At 69.8% G+C, this 16,764-nt stretch carries 15 protein-coding genes; 6 read left to right on the top strand and 9 right to left on the bottom strand.

The annotated features are described in order from the left end of the window. Positions 1-772: serine/threonine-protein kinase (locus VXC91_RS20800; RefSeq protein ID WP_329508801.1), on the bottom strand; the 772-nt coding region annotated here is incomplete at its 3' end. 278 nt (positions 773-1,050) lie between these two features. Between VXC91_RS20800 and VXC91_RS20805 the strand changes: the two genes are divergently transcribed. Continuing rightward, complete coding sequence (locus VXC91_RS20805) at positions 1,051-2,112, top strand: serine hydrolase domain-containing protein (RefSeq protein WP_329508802.1); 1,062 nt, start codon at positions 1,051-1,053, stop codon at positions 2,110-2,112. Positions 2,113-2,221: 109 nt separating this feature from the next. On the opposite strand, the gene VXC91_RS20810 is transcribed toward VXC91_RS20805, so the two are convergent. Beyond that, entirely contained in the window at positions 2,222-3,928 is a 1,707-nt protein-coding gene (locus VXC91_RS20810) for a glycerol-3-phosphate dehydrogenase/oxidase (protein ID WP_329508803.1), read from the bottom strand. Between the two features lie 259 nt (positions 3,929-4,187). On the opposite strand from VXC91_RS20810, the gene VXC91_RS20815 reads away from it, so the two are divergent. Beyond that, positions 4,188-5,396, top strand: a complete 1,209-nt coding sequence (locus VXC91_RS20815; RefSeq protein WP_329508804.1) for a nucleotide sugar dehydrogenase — start codon at positions 4,188-4,190, stop codon at positions 5,394-5,396. Positions 5,397-5,667: 271 nt separating this feature from the next. On the opposite strand, the gene VXC91_RS20820 is transcribed toward VXC91_RS20815, so the two are convergent. The 4 genes from VXC91_RS20820 to VXC91_RS20835 all read right to left on the bottom strand — a co-directional run bounded on the left by VXC91_RS20820 (position 5,668) and on the right by VXC91_RS20835 (position 10,141). Further along, positions 5,668-6,792: a GuaB3 family IMP dehydrogenase-related protein gene (locus VXC91_RS20820; protein ID WP_329508805.1), complete on the bottom strand. Its 1,125-nt coding sequence runs from the start codon at positions 6,790-6,792 to the stop codon at positions 5,668-5,670. Positions 6,793-6,953: 161 nt separating this feature from the next. Further along, complete coding sequence (gene guaB / locus VXC91_RS20825) at positions 6,954-8,462, bottom strand: IMP dehydrogenase (RefSeq protein ID WP_329508806.1); 1,509 nt, start codon at positions 8,460-8,462, stop codon at positions 6,954-6,956. 234 nt (positions 8,463-8,696) lie between these two features. Continuing rightward, the gene (locus VXC91_RS20830; protein ID WP_030571403.1) at positions 8,697-9,272 is read right to left on the bottom strand and encodes a sigma-70 family RNA polymerase sigma factor; all 576 of its coding nucleotides are present in this window, start codon (positions 9,270-9,272) and stop codon (positions 8,697-8,699) included. Between the two features lie 257 nt (positions 9,273-9,529). Next, positions 9,530-10,141: a response regulator transcription factor gene (locus tag VXC91_RS20835; RefSeq protein ID WP_003948568.1), complete on the bottom strand. Its 612-nt coding sequence runs from the start codon at positions 10,139-10,141 to the stop codon at positions 9,530-9,532. 381 nt (positions 10,142-10,522) lie between these two features. Between VXC91_RS20835 and VXC91_RS20840 the strand changes: the two genes are divergently transcribed. Beyond that, positions 10,523-10,855, top strand: a complete 333-nt coding sequence (locus VXC91_RS20840) for a WhiB family transcriptional regulator (protein WP_329508807.1) — start codon at positions 10,523-10,525, stop codon at positions 10,853-10,855. A 168-nt stretch (positions 10,856-11,023) separates the two neighbouring features. Here the strand turns inward: VXC91_RS20840 and VXC91_RS20845 are convergent, their stop codons facing one another. Then, positions 11,024-11,920, bottom strand: coding sequence for a LysR family transcriptional regulator (locus VXC91_RS20845; RefSeq protein ID WP_329508808.1), 897 nt, complete (start codon positions 11,918-11,920; stop codon positions 11,024-11,026). A gap of 80 nt (positions 11,921-12,000) precedes the next feature. On the opposite strand from VXC91_RS20845, the gene VXC91_RS20850 reads away from it, so the two are divergent. The 3 genes from VXC91_RS20850 (at position 12,001) to VXC91_RS20860 (ending at position 14,363) form a co-directional block, all read left to right on the top strand. Then, positions 12,001-12,675, top strand: coding sequence for an MOSC domain-containing protein (locus VXC91_RS20850; protein WP_329508809.1), 675 nt, complete (start codon positions 12,001-12,003; stop codon positions 12,673-12,675). A gap of 89 nt (positions 12,676-12,764) precedes the next feature. Then, the gene (locus tag VXC91_RS20855; protein WP_329508810.1) at positions 12,765-13,538 is read left to right on the top strand and encodes an SDR family NAD(P)-dependent oxidoreductase; all 774 of its coding nucleotides are present in this window, start codon (positions 12,765-12,767) and stop codon (positions 13,536-13,538) included. 117 nt (positions 13,539-13,655) lie between these two features. Further along, positions 13,656-14,363 carry an ester cyclase gene (locus VXC91_RS20860; protein WP_329508811.1) on the top strand — a complete coding sequence of 236 codons (708 nt, stop codon included), beginning with the start codon at positions 13,656-13,658 and terminating at the stop codon, positions 14,361-14,363. Between the two features lie 84 nt (positions 14,364-14,447). On the opposite strand, the gene groL is transcribed toward VXC91_RS20860, so the two are convergent. Both groL and groES read right to left on the bottom strand, forming a co-directional pair. Beyond that, a complete protein-coding gene (groL, locus tag VXC91_RS20865) occupies positions 14,448-16,073 on the bottom strand; it encodes a chaperonin GroEL (RefSeq protein ID WP_329508812.1) in 1,626 nt (541 codons plus the stop codon). Between the two features lie 150 nt (positions 16,074-16,223). Next, positions 16,224-16,532, bottom strand: a complete 309-nt coding sequence (gene groES, locus VXC91_RS20870; RefSeq protein ID WP_003998759.1) for a co-chaperone GroES — start codon at positions 16,530-16,532, stop codon at positions 16,224-16,226. Positions 16,533-16,764 lie beyond the last annotated feature (232 nt).

Here is a 16,764-nt window from a genome sequence, read left to right on the forward strand (position 1 = left end):
CGTAGATGACGTTCTTCAGGGGGCCCGCGTTCTTCGGCTCCTCGACCGGCTCGGTCATCACCGCCGTCAGCGTGGCGATGGCCGATCCCTTGTCGTAGGGCGGCAGGCCCTCGACCGCCGCGTACAGCAGTCCGCCGAGCGACCACAGGTCCGCCGCCGGGCCCGGCTTGTGCCCGCGCGCCCGCTCCGGCGAGATGTAGGAGGGCGCGCCGACGAGCATGCCGGTGGAGGTGATGGACGGGTCGCCCTCGACCTGCGCGATGCCGAAGTCCGTGAGGACGACCCGGCCGTCCTCGGCGATCAGCACGTTCGACGGCTTCACGTCGCGGTGCAGGATGCCCTCGCGGTGCGCGGCGCGCAGCACGTCGAGGATGGCGAGCCCGACCTCCGCGGCCCGCTTCGGCTCCAGCAGGCCGTCCTCGCGGATGACCTCGGCGAGCGACTTGCCCTCGATCAGCTCCATCACGATCCAGGGCCGGTCGTCCTCGTGGACCACGTCGAAGACGGTCACCGCGCCGTTGTTGCGGATGCGGGCGATCGCCTTGGCCTCCCGCAGTGTGCGCGTGATGAGCCGGCGCTTCTCGTCCTCGTCGATGCTCGAGGGGAACCGCAGCTCCTTCACGGCGACCGTACGGCCGAGGGTCTCGTCCTTGGCGCGCCACACCGTGCCCATGCCGCCGCGGCCGAGTACATCCCCCAGCCGGTACCGCCCGGCGAGGAGACGTCCGCTCTTGTCCTGACGGGATGTCCCCGCCCGCTCCGCCTCCGACATGCGTCCCCTCATGCAACCCGCCCTGACAGAGCCTCCATTGTCCCTCACGCACGGACCGTCCAGCGCCCAGGGTGCCCCCTGATCCCCCGGCTCGCCCGCGCCCGAGGACGTCCCTAGGGAGCGGACACCGCGCCGTCGGGGCCTCGGGGTGCGCCACGGTGCCCGGCGCGGCCGCCGTCACGCCCCTGCTCCGCGGCCGGAGCCGGTGGTGCGCGGACCCTGCCCGACCCCGTCATAGGGTCGTCCCCCATGATGGGCCGCGACAAGGAAGGAATCCGATGCCGCTGCGCCGGACACCCCGGACCCGGACCCTATTGGCCGTACCGGTATGCCTGGCGCTGCTCGCGATCATCCCGTCCGGCTCACAGGCCCCCGAGCCGGCGCCGACGGACCTCGTGCTCCCCCGGCTCGCCGCCGCCACCCGGGCTCCGGCCGCCGCGGCGCTGCTGGCCCAGGAGGGGACGGACGCGCACTTCGCATCCGCCGGTCGCGGCATCACCCGCGCCGATCACTTCCGCGCCGGCAGCATCACCAAGACCTTCATCGCCACGGTGGTGCTGAAGCTGGCAGCCGAGCACCGGCTGTCCCTGTCGGACTCGGTGGAGGACCATCTGCCGGGGCTGGTACGCGGCGCTGGCAACGACGGCAGCACACTGACCCTGCGCGCCCTGCTCACCCACACCAGCGGGCTGGCCGACTTCACCCGGGACACCAGGGCCGTCGTCCCCCTGCCCCCGCTTCAGGCCGTACGCATCGCGCTCACCCACCCTCCGGCCACCCGGGGCCACTTCTCGTACTCCAACACCAACTACGTCGTGCTCGGCATGATCGTCCAGCAGGTCACCGGTCATTCGTACGCCGTCGAGGCCGAGCGCCGGATCATCGCTCCCCTCCGTCTGACGGGCACGACCTTTCCGGGCGCCCGCACCACCCTTCCCTCGCCGCACGGCCGCGCCTACGCCGCCGACGGTTCCGACGTCACCGACCTCGACCCGCGCGTGGCCGGCGCATCGGGTGAGCTGGTGACCACACTCGCCGATCTCGACCGCTTCTACGCGGCCCTGCTGAGCGGCGCACTGCTGCCCCCACGCCAACTGCGCGAGATGCTCGACACCCACGCCACAGAGGGCGCGTACGGCATGGGGCTGTTTCCGCAGAAGCTGCCGTGCGGTACGACGGTGTGGGGACACGACGGCCGGATCTCCGGCAGCTATGTGCGCACGGCGGCGACCGTCGACGGCCGACGCGTCCTCACCTTCCGTCTGAACACGGACGGATTCGCGGACCCCGGACTGGAACGGGCCCTGCTCACGACCGAGTTCTGCCCCCGCACCTCCTAGAACGAGCAGATTCCGAACGGAGATCCTGGACTGCACCACTCGTTCCAATGATCCAGCCCGGGCAGACGCAAACCCTGCCCGCGGCTTCTGAGGCGGCGTGGTGTCGCGTCTACAGCGGCACGATGTCCGGTGCGCCCAGCCTCGCCGCATCCGCCGTCAGGTCGTCGGGCTGGCGCTGCGACTCCCGTTCCGCCTGCACCCGCTTCTCGTAGTGCTCGACCTCGCGTTCGATCTGGTCCCGGTCCCACCCGAGCACCGGAGCCATCAGCTCGGCCGCGTCCCGGGCGCTGCGCGTGCCGCGGTCGAATGTCTCGATCGAGATGCGCGTCCGTCGGGTCAGCACGTCGTCGAGGTGCCGCGCGCCCTCGTGCGAGGCGGCGTAGACGACCTCCGCGCGCAGATAGTCGTCCGCCGCATGGAGCGGTTCGCCCAGCGAAGGATCGGTCACGATCAGGTCGAGCACCTCCTCCGCCAGCGACCCGTACCGGTTCAACAGGTGCTCCACCCGCACCACATGCAGTCCCGTGCGCTCCGCTATGCGCGCCCGCGCGTTCCACAGCGCCCGGTAGCCCTCGGCACCGAGGAGCGGGATGTCCTCGGTGACGCACTCGGCGACCCTCCGGTCGAGGCCGCGCACCGCCTCGTCGACGGCGTCCTTGGCCATCACCCGGTAGGTGGTGTACTTGCCGCCCGCCACCACCACGAGCCCGGGCACCGGATGGGCCACGGTGTGCTCGCGGGACAGTTTGCTGGTGGCGTCCGACTCCCCTGCGAGCAGGGGCCTGAGGCCCGCGTACACGCCCTCCACGTCGTCCCGTGTGAGCGGGACCGCCAGGACCGAGTTCACATGCTCCAGCAGATAGTCGATGTCCGCGCTGGAAGCCGCCGGGTGCGCCTTGTCCAGATTCCAGTCGGTGTCGGTCGTCCCGATGATCCAGTGCCGGCCCCACGGTATGACGAAGAGGACGGACTTCTCGGTCCGCAGGATCAGGCCGGTCGAGGAGCTGACCCGGTCCTTCGGCACGACCAGATGGATTCCCTTGGACGCCCGTACGTGGAACTGCCCCCGCTCGCCCACCATCGCCTGCGTGTCGTCGGTCCACACCCCTGTCGCGTTGACGATCTGATGGGCGCGGATCTGGTACTCCCCACCCCCTTCCATGTCCTGCACCGTGGCGCCGACGACCCGCTCGCCCTCGCGCAGGAACCCCGTCACGCGGGCGCGATTGGCGACTTTCGCCCCGTACCAGGCCGCCGTGCGGACCAGGGTGGCCACATAACGGGCGTCGTCCATCTGCGCGTCGTAGTACTGCAGGGCGCCGACCAGCGCGTCCTTCTTCAGGCAGGGGGCGATGCGGAGCGCGTGACGGCGCGTCAGGTGACGATGCAGAGGAAGCCCGCGGCCGTGGCCAGGGGCCATCGACATGGCGTCGTAGAGCGCGACGCCGGAGCCCGCATACAGCCGCTCCCAGCCCTTGTGCTGCAGCGGATACAGAAAGGGGACCGGCTTCACGAGGTGCGGGGCCAGGCGCTCCAGCAGCAGCCCCCGCTCCTTCAGCGCCTCGCGCACGAGCGCGAAGTCGAGCATCTCCAGGTAGCGCAGGCCGCCGTGTATGAGCTTGCTGGACCGGCTGGAGGTACCGGACGCCCAGTCACGCGCCTCCACCACGCCCGTGGACAGCCCGCGCGTGACGGCGTCCAGCGCGGTGCCCGCGCCGACCACACCTCCGCCCACCACCAGCACGTCCAGTTCGCGCTCGGCCATCGCCGCCAGTGACTCGGCGCGCTGCGCCGGCCCCAGTGTCCCTGTCCTCACCGCTGCCTCCCGCTCAGTCGCGCTGGCCACACCCGTCCGGCGAAGCCCGGCCTCATCTCCCCATGCCCAAAGTCTGACCGGGATGCCCGACTTCGGCCACCACGCACTCGCGGCCTGTGGACAACACTCACGGAAACGCGCCACGTCAATCCCGCAAATCGGTCATATTTACTCCTAGTGTGACATTGCGCTCCCTCATTGTGTCCACACGGCTTGCCCACCACTTCCGACTCGGCTACTGGGAAGGACGGCCCACTCCATGCCCGCAGATCTCGCCGTCATCGGACTCGGCCATCTGGGCCTTCCCCTGGCCCAGGCCGCCGTCGCCGCCGGCCTCTCCACGCTCGGCTACCGCACGGGGCCCGAAGCCGGTTCCCTCACCGCCGCCGAACTGCGCCGTATGCTCTCGCGGGGATTCCGCCCGACCAGCAACCCCGCCGAACTCGGCCGCGTCCGTACTGCCGTCATCTGTGCGCCCGCCCAGCGCGGGCCCGACGGCACGATGGACCTCGGCCAGGTGGAGGCGGCCGCCCGCACTCTCGCCGAACGGCTGCGCCCGCACACCACCGTGATCCTGGAGTCGCCGGTGCCGCCCGGCACCACGGAGCGTTTCCTGCGCCCCCTGTTGGAGAAGGGTTCCGGTCTGCGCGCGGGACGCGACTTCCACCTCGCCTACTCGCCGAGCCGGGTCGACCCCGGCAACCGCGACTTCGGGGCCGCCAACACACCCAAGGTGATCGGCGGCCTCACCCCCGCCTGCACCGAGTCCGCCGCCACCTTCTACGGGCGCCTCACCGACAAGGTGGTACGCGCGCGTGGGCCCCGCGAGGCGGAGACCGTACAGGTCCTGGAGACGAACTATCGTCAGGTCAACATCGCCCTGGTCAACGAGATGGCGGTGCTCTGCCACGACTTGGGCGTCGACCTGTGGGACGTCATCCGCTGCGCGGAGACCAAGCCGTTCGGATTCCAGGCCTTCCGCCCCGGCCCCGGCACCGGCGGCCACGCCGTCCCGCAGGACCTGGCGGGGCTGACCAGCCGCACCCTGCGGATGGTCGAACTGGCGCAGCAGGTCAACAACCACATGCCCCAGTACGTCGTCCAGCGAGCCGCCACCCTGCTGAACGAGCACGGCAAGTCGGCCCGTGGCGCCCGCGTCCTGCTGCTGGGCGTCACCTACAAGCCGGACCTCGCCGACCAGCAGGGGTCCCCCGCGCACGAGATCGCACTGCGCCTGATGCAGCTGGGCGCTTCCGTCAGCTACCACGACCCGCACGTCCCCGCCTGGAGCGTCCTCGACCGTCCGATCCCCCGCGCGGACTCCCTCTACGAGGCGGCAGCGGACGCCGACCTGACGATCCTGCTCCAGCAACACCGCACTTACGACCTCCAGGGCCTGTCGGTGAAGGCTCAACTGCTGCTGGACACACGGGGGGCCACACCCACCGGGGCGGCGCATCGGTTGTGAGCGGGGGCGCCCCGGTGTCCCGGCTTCGGGTGTCGGTGGCACTCGGCGCCTTTCCGCACCGTACGCAGAGGCGGGGCGCCACAGGGTCGCCGGGGACACGGACACCATCGGGTCGGCACGGCCGTCCCCGCGCATTCGCCCCGAAGGCCACCGTGCGCCTCTCTGCGGCGCAACGTGCCCCCGCTCGGGCACTTGAACACACGAAGGGGCCCGGTTCACCCGTCGGGATGAACCAGGCCCCTCGTCCGCTCAAGCCGAGCGCAGCGTCACCTCACCGCTTGTGCTGCGAGTCCGCCACCGTCACCTCGACCCGCTGGAACTCCTTCAGCTCGCTGTAGCCGGTCGTGGCCATGGCGCGGCGCAGGGCGCCGAAGAAGTTCATCGATCCGTCCGGGGTGTGCGACGGGCCCGTGAGAACCTCCTCGATCGTGCCGACCGTGCCGAGGTCGACCTTCTTGCCGCGCGGCAGTTCCTCGTTGACGGCCTCCATGCCCCAGTGGTGGCCCCTGCCGGGCGCGTCCGTGGCACGCGCCAGCGGCGAGCCCATCATGACGGAGTCGGCACCGCAGGCGATCGCCTTGGGCAGGTCACCGGACCAGCCGACGCCGCCGTCCGCGATCACGTGCACATACCGGCCGCCCGACTCGTCCATGTAGTCGCGGCGGGCCGCCGCCACGTCCGCGACCGCCGTGGCCATGGGGACCTGGATGCCGAGCACGTTGCGCGTGGTGTGCGCGGCGCCGCCGCCGAAGCCGACCAGCACACCGGCCGCACCGGTGCGCATCAGATGCAGAGCGGCGGTGTAGGTGGCGCAGCCGCCGACGATCACCGGGACGTCGAGCTCGTAGATGAACTGCTTCAGGTTCAGCGGTTCGTGCGAGTGGGAGACGTGTTCCGCCGACACCGTCGTACCGCGGATGACGAAGATGTCCACGCCCGCGTCCACGACGGCCTTGGAGAACTGGGCCGTGCGCTGGGGGGAGAGCGCGGCCGCGGTGACCACCCCGGAGTCGCGCACCTCCTTGATCCGCTGCCCGATCAGCTCCTCCTTGATGGGGGCGGCGTAGATCTCCTGGAGGCGGCGGGTCGCGGAGTGGGCGGGCAGTCCGGCGATCTCGTCGAGCAGCGGCTGCGGGTCCTCGTACCGCGTCCACAGGCCCTCGAGGTTCAGCACGCCGAGGCCACCGAGCTCGCCGATGCGGATGGCGGTGGCCGGAGAGACGACCGAGTCCATGGGGGCGGCCAGGAAGGGCAGCTCGAAACGGTAGGCGTCGATCTGCCAGGCGATCGAGACCTCCTTCGGGTCCCGCGTACGGCGGCTGGGGACGACGGCGATGTCGTCGAAGGCGTACGCCCGGCGGCCGCGCTTGCCGCGCCCGATCTCGATCTCAGTCACGTCTGTGGCCTTTCCCTGATGCGTTTCAGCGTCTTCCAGTATCGCCGACCGCCGTGCCGGAGGGCGCCCCGGACGTACGGTGAGGGCGGCCCCGGAACTTCCGGGACCGCCCTCGGACGCGGTCTCACCCGCGCTCTACGCACGCTCCACGCGCGCGTGGATCACTTCTTGTTGCTGTAGTTCGGCGCCTCGACCGTCATCTGGATGTCGTGCGGGTGGCTCTCCTTCAGGCCCGCGGACGTGATTCGGACGAACTGGCCCTTCGCCTGGAGTTCCGGCACCGTCCTGCCGCCGACGTAGAACATCGACTGGCGCAGACCGCCGACCAGCTGGTGGACGACCGAGGACAGCGGGCCCCGGTAGGGCACCTGGCCCTCGATGCCCTCAGGGATCAGCTCGTCGTCGGAGGCGATGCTCTCCTGGAAGTAACGGTCCTTGGAGAAGGACTTGCGGTCACCACGGGACTGCATCGCACCCAGCGACCCCATGCCGCGGTACGACTTGAACTGCTTGCCGTTGATGAAGAGCAGCTCGCCGGGCGACTCCTCGCAGCCGGCCAGGAGCGAGCCCAGCATCACCGTGTCGGCGCCGGCGACCAGGGCCTTCGCGATGTCACCCGAGTACTGCAGGCCACCGTCACCGATGACCGGGATGCCGGCCTCCTTGGCGGCGAGTGACGCCTCGTAGATGGCCGTGACCTGAGGGACGCCGATACCGGCGACCACCCGGGTGGTGCAGATGGAGCCCGGGCCGACGCCGACCTTGATGCCGTCCACGCCGGAGTCGATGAGCGCCTGGGCGCCCTCGCGGGTGGCGATGTTGCCGCCGATGACGTCGACGCCCGAGGAGTTCGACTTGATCTTGGCGACCATGTCGCCGACCAGCCGGGAGTGGCCGTGCGCGGTGTCGACGACGATGAAGTCGACGCCCGCCTCGATCATGGCCTGGGCACGCTCGAAGGCGTCACCCGCGACACCCACGGCGGCGCCGACCATGAGGCGGCCCTCGGCGTCCTTCGCGGCGTTCGGGTACTTCTCGGCCTTCACGAAGTCCTTGACCGTGATCAGGCCCTTGAGGACGTCCGCGTCGTCGACCAGCGGAAGCTTCTCGATCTTGTGGCGGCGCAGCAGCTCCATGGCCTCGTCGCCGGTGATGCCGACCTTGCCGGTGACCAGGGGCATCGGCGTCATGACCTCGCGGACCCGGCGGGAGCGGTCGCTCTCGAAGGCCATGTCGCGGTTGGTGACGATGCCGAGCAGCTTGCCGGCGGGGTCGGTGACGGGGACGCCACTGATGCGGAACTTCGCGCACAGGGCGTCCGCCTCGGCGAGCGTGGCGTCCGGGTGGATGGTGATGGGGTTCGCCACCATGCCGGACTCGGAGCGCTTGACGAGGTCGACCTGGTTGGCCTGGTCCTCGATGGACAGATTGCGGTGCAGCACGCCGACGCCGCCCTGGCGGGCCATCGCGATCGCCATGCGTGACTCGGTGACCTTGTCCATGGCTGCGGACAGCAGCGGGATGTTGACCCGGACGTTCCTGGAGACGTACGAGGCGGTGTCGATCTCGTCGGGCGCCATGTCGGACGCGCCGGGCAACAGCAGCACGTCGTCGTAGGTCAGCCCGAGTGTCGCGAACTTCTCGGGCACTCCGTCGACGTTTGCAGTCATGACACCTTCCCCACATGGCCTTGATCGGTGCGGATGTCCATGCTAACGGGAAGCATGGCTCTCTCATTCCACGGTTCGAAGTGACCCTCGGCTTCGTGTGTTCGTACGGAAGCGAGGGGACGCCTGTTCATATGAGGGCCGGGGTACGGATTGCCGCGGTCGGCCGATAGGGCTCGGCACCGCCGGATCGCAACCGTCGTGGGGCGATCGCCGTCGCGGCGGAGGAAGCCGTGTCTACTGCTCCGCGAGTGCGCGCAGTCTGCTCAGCGCCCTGTGCTGGGCCACCCTCACCGCTCCCGGTGACATACCCAACATCTGCCCCGTCTCCTCGGCGGTCAAGCCCACCGCGATGCGCAACAGGAGCAGCTCGCGCTGGTTCTCGGGCAGGTTGGCCAGGAGTTTCTTGGCCCACTCGGCGTCGCTGCTGAGCAGGGCCCGTTCCTCGGGGCCGAGGGAGTCGTCCGGGCGCTCCGGCATCTCGTCCGAAGGGACCGCCGTGGAGCCGGGATGCCGCATCGCCGCGCGCTGCAGGTCCGCGACCTTGTGCGCGGCGATCGCGAAGACGAACGCCTCGAAGGGGCGCCCGGTGTCCTTGTAGCGCGGCAGCGCGAGGAGCACGGCGACGCAGACCTCCTGCGCCAGGTCCTCGACGAAGTGCCGGGCGTCTCCCGGCAGTCGGGACAGCCGCGTACGGCAGTAGCGCAGAGCCAACGGGTGGACGCGGGCGAGCAGGTCATGGGTCGCCTGCTCGTCGCCGTCGACGGCACGATGGACGAGCGCACCGATCACCGTTGTCTCGTCGTCGCGCATCGGTCCATGGTGCCTCGACGTGGTCCGGTCCGTGGCACCGCGTCCGTAGTTGTGCACCGAAGCGTTATGAGCAGGTGCGCCGGAACTCATCTCCTGCGCCCTCCCCTCCCGCTCGATCGACTCGTCCCCGAGGAACTCCACACCTCCAAGGATGCGGCATCCGCGGCGAAACGAGCAGCGGGCACCTGGCGGGCCGTGTTGCCAACCCCGCCCACCGTGCGGTAGGCGGGGATCTGCGTACCCCCGCGGTGATCCACTTAGCGGACCAGGCCCCACCGGAAGCCGAGCGCCACCGCGTGCGCGCGGTCCGAGGCACCGAGCTTCTTGAACAGCCGCCGCGCATGCGTCTTCACGGTGTCCTCGGAGAGGAAGAGCTCGCGGCCGATCTCCGCGTTGGAGCGGCCGTGGCTCATCCCCTCGAGCACCTGGATCTCACGCGCGGTGAGCGTCGGCGCGGCACCCATCTCGGCAGAGCGCAGCCGCCGTGGCGCGAGCCGCCAGGTCGGGTCGGCGAGAGCCTGTGTGACGGTCGCCCGCAGTTCGGCGCGCGAAGCGTCCTTGTGCAGATAACCGCGTGCGCCCGCGGCGACCGCGAGCGCCACGCCGTCCAGGTCCTCGGCGACGGTGAGCATGATGATGCGCGCACCGGGGTCGGCGGACAGCAGACGCCGCACAGTCTCGACGCCGCCCAAACCGGGCATGCGTACGTCCATCAGAATCAGGTCCGAACGGTCGGCCCCCCAACGGCGGAGGACTTCCTCGCCGTTGGCCGCCGTCGTCACGCGCTCGACACCGGGCACGGTCGCCACCGCGCGGCGGAGCGCCTCTCGGGCAAGCGGGGAGTCGTCGCAGACGAGGACGGATGTCATGACCGCCCTCCGCAGCTGATGCGCGTCACCTTGAGCCTCCAGGCTGGTACGAATCGTCACCTGTGCGGTCGACGCCCTCGGACGCCTGCCCGAGCGCTTGTTCTTTCAACCGCCTCCGCACTCTCAACGATGGTCACTCGAAAGAGTTACGGTGCAGCAAGCCATCTTCGGCACTGTACGTGAGGGCGCGGACACGGTGCAGACATGCGCGGCGGACCCTCGAACTTTCATCACAACCTATGCCCCATTTAGCCGCTTTTCTTCCCGTTTGCTGGTGTCTGGGGCTAGATTCGCAATGAGTCATATTTTCATCTCCTAAGATCGTCGTTGTACGGTCGGGGACACACATATCCGCCTAGAACGGCAACAAGGGGACACGCAATGGCAGATTTCTCCCGCCTTCCCGGTCCGAACGCGGATCTGTGGGACTGGCAGCTCCATGCGGCCTGCCGTGGGGTCGACAGTTCGCTCTTCTTCCATCCCGAGGGTGAACGAGGGGCGGCCCGGAGCGCTCGCGAGAACTCGGCCAAGGAGGTCTGCATGAGGTGCCCCGTACGCGCGGAGTGCGCGGCCCACGCACTGGCGGTGCGCGAGCCGTACGGCGTGTGGGGCGGACTGACCGAGGACGAGCGAGAAGAACTCATGGGACGGGCACGGAACCGGCTGGTGCCGGCCTCCACGACCAGTGGGGGCACCGCTTCCTCGAACAACTGAAGGAACGTTTCTTCACCACGGGTACGCATACGTGTGCCCTTTTTGGGGTGGGTGCCGCCCTTGGAGGCGGTTCCGGGGGGCGATGAAACGCACGGGGGACGTCGAGGCGATGGAGCGCACGGGACCGCTTCCCGGGGGATCGTGCTCCGTTTCCGGGGGGATCCGGTCCTATCGGCGGGCCGCCCGCGTCAGTTCCTCCAGCGTCGCCGCCACCGCAGGCACCTGCGCCAGATCCGGCAGGGTGAGCGCGACGATCTCCCGCCGCACCGCGGGTTCCAGCGTCACCGGCCGCACACCCCTCGGGCGGACGGACTCGATCGCGAGCTGCGGAAGGACAGCCACGCCGAGACCGGCGCCGACCAGGCCGACCACCGCCGGATAGTCGTCGGTCGCGAAGTCGATACGGGGTGTGAAACCCGCGCTCTCGCACGCCTGCACCAGCTGCCCACGGCAGCGCGGACAGCCCGCGATCCACGGTTCCCCGGCGAGCTCGCCGATGGCAACCGACTTCGCGCGCCCCAGCCGGTGCCCCTCGGGAACGAGCCCGACGAGCCGGTCGACAAGCAGCGGGCGGACGACGAGGTCGTCCAATTCCTCGGCGCCCTCGGCCCCTTTGTAGCGGAACGCCAGCGCGATGTCGCAGTCGCCCGCACGCAGCGTGTCCACGGACTCGGGCGGCTCGGCCTCCTCCAGGGAGACCCGGGTGCCGGGGTGCGTGGCGCGCAGGGCGGCGAGCGCGGTGGGTACGAGGGTGGAACTGCCGCTCGGGAAGGAGACCAGGCGGACCCGGCCGGCCCTCAGGCCGGCGATGGCGGCGACCTCCTCCTCGGCGGCGGTCAGCCCGGCGAGGATGCCGGCCGCGTGCCGTACCAACGCCTCACCAGCCTGGGTCAGACGCATCTCGCGGCCGCTGCGGACGAGCAGCGGTGTGCCGACCGACGCCTCGAGCGCCTTCATCTGCTGGCTGACCGCGGGCTGGGTGCAGCCCAGCTCGCGCCCCGCGGCGGAGAAGGAGCCGGTGGCGGCCACGGCGCGCAGCACACGGAGATGTCGGGCCTCGATCACCCTGGAAGCATAAGCGAATCTTGGACAGGGCGGCAGATACTGCGTCGACGCTTTGACCTTTCGCCCCCTACGGTGCCGTCATGAAGCTTCTGTCACTGAACCTGGGCCGACCCGTGGCCGTCGACTACACCGACCAGCCGCAGGGCGTGACCGGCATCGACAAACAGCCCGTGGACGGGCCGGTGCGGGTGACCGCGCCCGGGCCCAAGGGGACCGGCGCGAGCGGGGTGGCCGGGGACGCGGTGTGCGACCTGCGGCATCACGGCGGCGACGACCAGGCGGTGTACGCGTTCGCCCGTGAGGACCTGGACGCGTGGGAGCGTGAGCTGGGCCGGACACTGCCGAACGGCTCGTTCGGCGAGAACCTCACCACGGAGGGACTCGACGTGTCCGGTGCTCGCATCGGCGAGCGCTGGCGCATCGGCTCCGAGCTGGTGCTGGAGGTGACCTCCGGCCGGATTCCGTGCCGGACCTTCCAGGGGCATCTGGGCGAGAGGGGCTGGGTCGGGCGGTTCACGCGCCGGGGGGCGCCCGGTGCGTATCTGCGCGTGATCGAACCGGGTGAGACACGGGCGGGCGACCCCATCGAGATCGTGCACCGGCCCCACCACGACATCACCGTCGCCCTTCAGTTCCGCGCGACCACCACGGAACGGCATCTGCTGCCGGACCTGTTGGCGGCGGGCGACGCGCTGCACCCGGAGACCGCCGCGGCGGCGCGTCGGTACATGCACAAGCACCCCGCAGGGAACTAGCAGAGGACGTCGGCACGTTGGCGGTGGAGCCGGTGAAATGCCCCATCCGGCAGGCGGGCTCCATCAGTCCGGGTCACTATCGTTGGCGCATGACAACGGCTTTGATTACGGGATCGACCGCGGGCATCGGCGCCGCGTTCGCACGGCGGCTGGCCGCCGACGGCCACGACCTCGTCCTGGTGGCGCGCGACACCAAGCGGCTGCGGGAACAGGCGACGGAGTTGCACGACCGGCACGGCATCGAGGCGGAGGTGCTGACCGCGGACCTCGCCACCGACGAGGGCATCGAGGCGGTGGCCGCGCGCCTGTCCGAGCTGAAGAACCCCGTCGACCTGCTCGTCAACAACGCGGGCTTCGGCAACAAGGGCCGTTATCTCGACGTACCCATGGCGGACGAGCTGCGGATGCTCAAGGTGCACTGCGAGGCCGTGCTCCGGCTGACGAGCGCGGCGGCGGAGTCGATGGGCACGCGGGGCCGCGGCGGGATCGTCAATGTGGCCTCGGTGGCGGCGTTCGTCCCGCGCGGCACGTACGGCGCGTCCAAGGCGTGGGTCGTGCAGTTCACACAGGGCGCGGCGCGGGACCTGGCTGGGTCCGGCGTACGGCTGATGGCGCTGTGCCCGGGCTTTGTGCGCACGGAGTTCCACGAGCGCGCCGGCATGGGTACGGACAACATCCCGGGCTGGATGTGGCTGGACGCCGACAGGGTGGTCGCCACCGCCCTGTCGGACCTGGCCCGGGGCAGGACGGTGTCCATTCCGGACCCTCGGTACAAGGCACTGATGGGTGTGGTCAAGGTGACGCCGCGCGCACTGCTGGGCGGGGTCACCTCGCGCACGGGACGCAGATACGGACCGCAGTAGCACCCGGTCACGGCCATGGGACGCCGCATGTGCGAGCCCCAGCGGGAGAGGTGACGCCACCCCTCGGGTGGGAGGATGGGCATATCTGCCGGACCCAGGGGGGCCGGAGGCGGCGTCATGACATTCGTGCAGCTCATCGATTGCAGGACCAGCCGGTTCGACGAGATGAACCGGCTCGTGGACACATGGCTCGAGCAGACCGGCGGCAGACGGAGCGCCACACACAGTCTGATCGGCAAGGACAGGTCCGACGGCTCACACTTCATCGAGATCGTGGAGTTCCCCTCCTACGAAGAGGCGATGCGGACCTCGAACCTTCCGGAGACCGACCGGATCTTCCACGACATGATCGCCCTCTGCGACGAGATGCCCGTCTTCACGGACCTGGAAGTGGTGCGGGACGAGCAGTTGTACGTGGCGAACGTACGGCGGTTCTTCGAAGTCGTCGCCGCCGAGGACGATCTGCCGCCGCTCGACGGGCTGCTTGCCGAGAACTACCACGGCCACGATCCCGCCAACGAGCAGGACACCATCGGGATGGACGCGATGCGGCGTGAGATCCGGGAGTGGCGGGCGGGCTTCGACTTCGCGTTCACCGTCGAGGACCGGATCGCCGAGGGCGACAAGGTGTGCACCCGGTGGACCTGGAACGGCCGCCACACGGGCGAGTTCCTCGGCATCCCGGCCACGGGCAGGGACGTCACCATCACCGGTACGACCGTCTTCCGGTGCGGAGTCGACGGGAAGATCGTCGAAGGCTGGTGGCAGTACGACCGGCTGGGGCTGATGGAACAGCTCGGGGCGCTGGACGCGCTGGAGCGCTGATCCCGCGCACGCCGGAACCGCAGCGACGCGCCGAGGCCCGGCACCCAGAGGGTGCCGGGCCTCGGTACCGCTTGTCGGCTCGCGTCAGTGGGCGTGACCGTGGCCGTGGCCGGCCGCGGCCGGCTCTTCCTCTTCCTTCTTCTCGACGACCAGGGTCTCGGTCGTCAGCAGCAGGGAGGCGATGGAGGCGGCGTTCTCCAGGGCGGAGCGGGTGACCTTGACCGGGTCGATGACGCCGGCCTTGATCAGGTCGCCGTACTCGCCGGTGGCCGCGTTGTAGCCCTGGCCCTTCTCGAGGTCGGCGACCTTGGAGGCGATGACGTAGCCCTCGAGGCCGGCGTTCTCGGCGATCCAGCGCAGCGGCTCGACGACCGCGCGGCGGACGATGGCGACACCGGTGGCCTCGTCGCCCTGCTTGCCGAGGCCGCGGTCCAGCACCTTGGAGGCGTGGACCAGCGCGGAGCCACCACCGGAGACGATGCCCTCCTCGACCGCGGCGCGGGTCGCGGAGATGGCGTCCTCCAGACGGTGCTTCTTCTCCTTCAGCTCCACCTCGGTGGCGGCGCCGACCTTGATCACGCACACGCCGCCGGCCAGCTTGGCGAGGCGCTCCTGGAGCTTCTCGCGGTCCCAGTCGGAGTCGGTGGTCTCGATCTCGGCCTTGATCTGGGCGATACGGCCGGTGACGTCCGCGGACTTGCCTCCGCCGTCGACGATGGTGGTGTCGTCCTTGGTGACCGTCACGCGGCGGGCGGAGCCCAGCACGTCCAGGCCGACCTGGTCGAGCTTGAGGCCGACCTCCTCGGAGACGACCGTGGCGCCGGTGAGGACCGCCATGTCCTGCAGCATCGCCTTGCGGCGGTCGCCGAAGCCGGGGGCCTTCACCGCGACGGCGTTGAAGGTGCCGCGGATCTTGTTCACGACGAGCGTGGACAGGGCCTCGCCCTCGACGTCCTCGGCGATGATCAGCAGCGGCTTGGAGGAGCCGGCCTGGATGACCTTCTCCAGCAGCGGCAGCAGATCCGCGATGGAGGAGATCTTGCCCTGGTTGATGAGGATGTACGGGTCGTCGAGGACGGCCTCCATACGCTCCTGGTCCGTCACGAAGTACGGCGACAGGTAGCCCTTGTCGAACGCCATGCCCTCGGTGAAGTCCAGCTCGAGACCGAAGGTGTTGGACTCCTCGACGGTGATGACGCCGTCCTTGCCGACCTTGTCCATCGCCTCGGCGATCAGCTCGCCGACCTGCTGGTCCTGGGCGGACAGCGCGGCGACGGCGGCGATGTCGGACTTCTCGTCGATCGGGCGGGCGGTGGCGAGGAGGTCCTCGGAGACCGCGGCCACGGCGGCGTCGATGCCCTTCTTCAGGGCGGCCGGGGAGGCACCCGCGGCGACGTTCTTCAGGCCCTCGCGCACCAGCGCCTGGGCGAGCACGGTGGCGGTGGTCGTACCGTCACCCGCGATGTCGTTGGTCTTGGTCGCCACCTCCTTCACCAGCTGGGCGCCGAGGTTCTCGTACGGGTCCTCGACCTCGACCTCACGGGCGATGGTGACACCGTCGTTGGTGATGGTGGGCGCGCCGAACTTCTTGTCGATCACGACGTTGCGGCCCCTGGGACCGATCGTCACCTTGACCGTGTCGGCAAGCTTGTTGACGCCGCGCTCGAGGGCGCGACGGGCGTCCTCGTCGAACTTCAGGATCTTCGCCATGGAGCGTTTCAGTCCTCTCGAATACGATGCCCGGCAGCCCTCGAAGAACGGCCGTCATCGCGGTGAAGAACGAACCGCGCCCCCGGCGCCCGGCTGATGATCGGTCGCGGGGGGCCAGGGGCACAGTTCAAAGCAATCTGCTTCGGTGAATTACTTCTCGATGATCGCGAGCACGTCGCGAGCCGAGAGGACGAGGTACTCCTCGCCGTTGTACTTCACCTCGGTGCCGCCGTACTTGCTGTACAGCACGATGTCGCCGGTCTTGACGTCGAGCGGAAGACGCTCGCCGTTCTCGAAGCGGCCCGGGCCCACGGCCAGGACGACGCCCTCCTGGGGCTTCTCCTTGGCAGTGTCCGGGATGACCAGGCCAGAGGCGGTGGTCTGCTCAGCATCCAGCGGCTGGACCACGATGCGGTCCTCGAGCGGCTTGATGGCAACCTTGGAGCTGGTGGTCGTCACGATCCGACCTCCCCCTTCGGAGATCTCACGGGGTTAACTGTCTGAGGTGGCGACCAGGTGGATCCGTCGTCGCGGGTGCCGGACCTGCCCGTCGCTTTGTTGGCACTCCTCACTGGCGAGTGCCAGAGCCGAGACTATGACCGCGATTAGCACTCGGTCAAGCGGAGTGCCAGTCGGTCGCGGCGCGGCGCCGGAGACGGGGTGGGCCCGGGGTTCGTTCCGCACCCTGAGA

The sequence above is a fragment of the Streptomyces chiangmaiensis genome (genome assembly GCF_036281785.1).
GTDB lineage: Bacteria > Actinomycetota > Actinomycetes > Streptomycetales > Streptomycetaceae > Streptomyces > Streptomyces chiangmaiensis.

What these genes read in the sequence shown, in the direction of transcription:
- VXC91_RS20805 (WP_329508802.1), top strand. Translation starts at nt 1,051, where the DNA reads ATGCCGCTGCGCCGGACACCCCGGACCCGGACCCTATTGGCCGTACCG.
- VXC91_RS20815 (WP_329508804.1), top strand. Translation starts at nt 4,188, where the DNA reads ATGCCCGCAGATCTCGCCGTCATCGGACTCGGCCATCTGGGCCTTCCC.
- guaB (WP_329508806.1), bottom strand. Translation starts at nt 8,462, where the DNA reads ATGACTGCAAACGTCGACGGAGTGCCCGAGAAGTTCGCGACACTCGGG.
- VXC91_RS20830 (WP_030571403.1), bottom strand. Translation starts at nt 9,272, where the DNA reads ATGCGCGACGACGAGACAACGGTGATCGGTGCGCTCGTCCATCGTGCC.
- VXC91_RS20835 (WP_003948568.1), bottom strand. Translation starts at nt 10,141, where the DNA reads ATGACATCCGTCCTCGTCTGCGACGACTCCCCGCTTGCCCGAGAGGCG.
- VXC91_RS20840 (WP_329508807.1), top strand. Translation starts at nt 10,523, where the DNA reads ATGGCAGATTTCTCCCGCCTTCCCGGTCCGAACGCGGATCTGTGGGAC.
- VXC91_RS20850 (WP_329508809.1), top strand. Translation starts at nt 12,001, where the DNA reads ATGAAGCTTCTGTCACTGAACCTGGGCCGACCCGTGGCCGTCGACTAC.
- VXC91_RS20855 (WP_329508810.1), top strand. Translation starts at nt 12,765, where the DNA reads ATGACAACGGCTTTGATTACGGGATCGACCGCGGGCATCGGCGCCGCG.
- VXC91_RS20860 (WP_329508811.1), top strand. Translation starts at nt 13,656, where the DNA reads ATGACATTCGTGCAGCTCATCGATTGCAGGACCAGCCGGTTCGACGAG.
- groL (WP_329508812.1), bottom strand. Translation starts at nt 16,073, where the DNA reads ATGGCGAAGATCCTGAAGTTCGACGAGGACGCCCGTCGCGCCCTCGAG.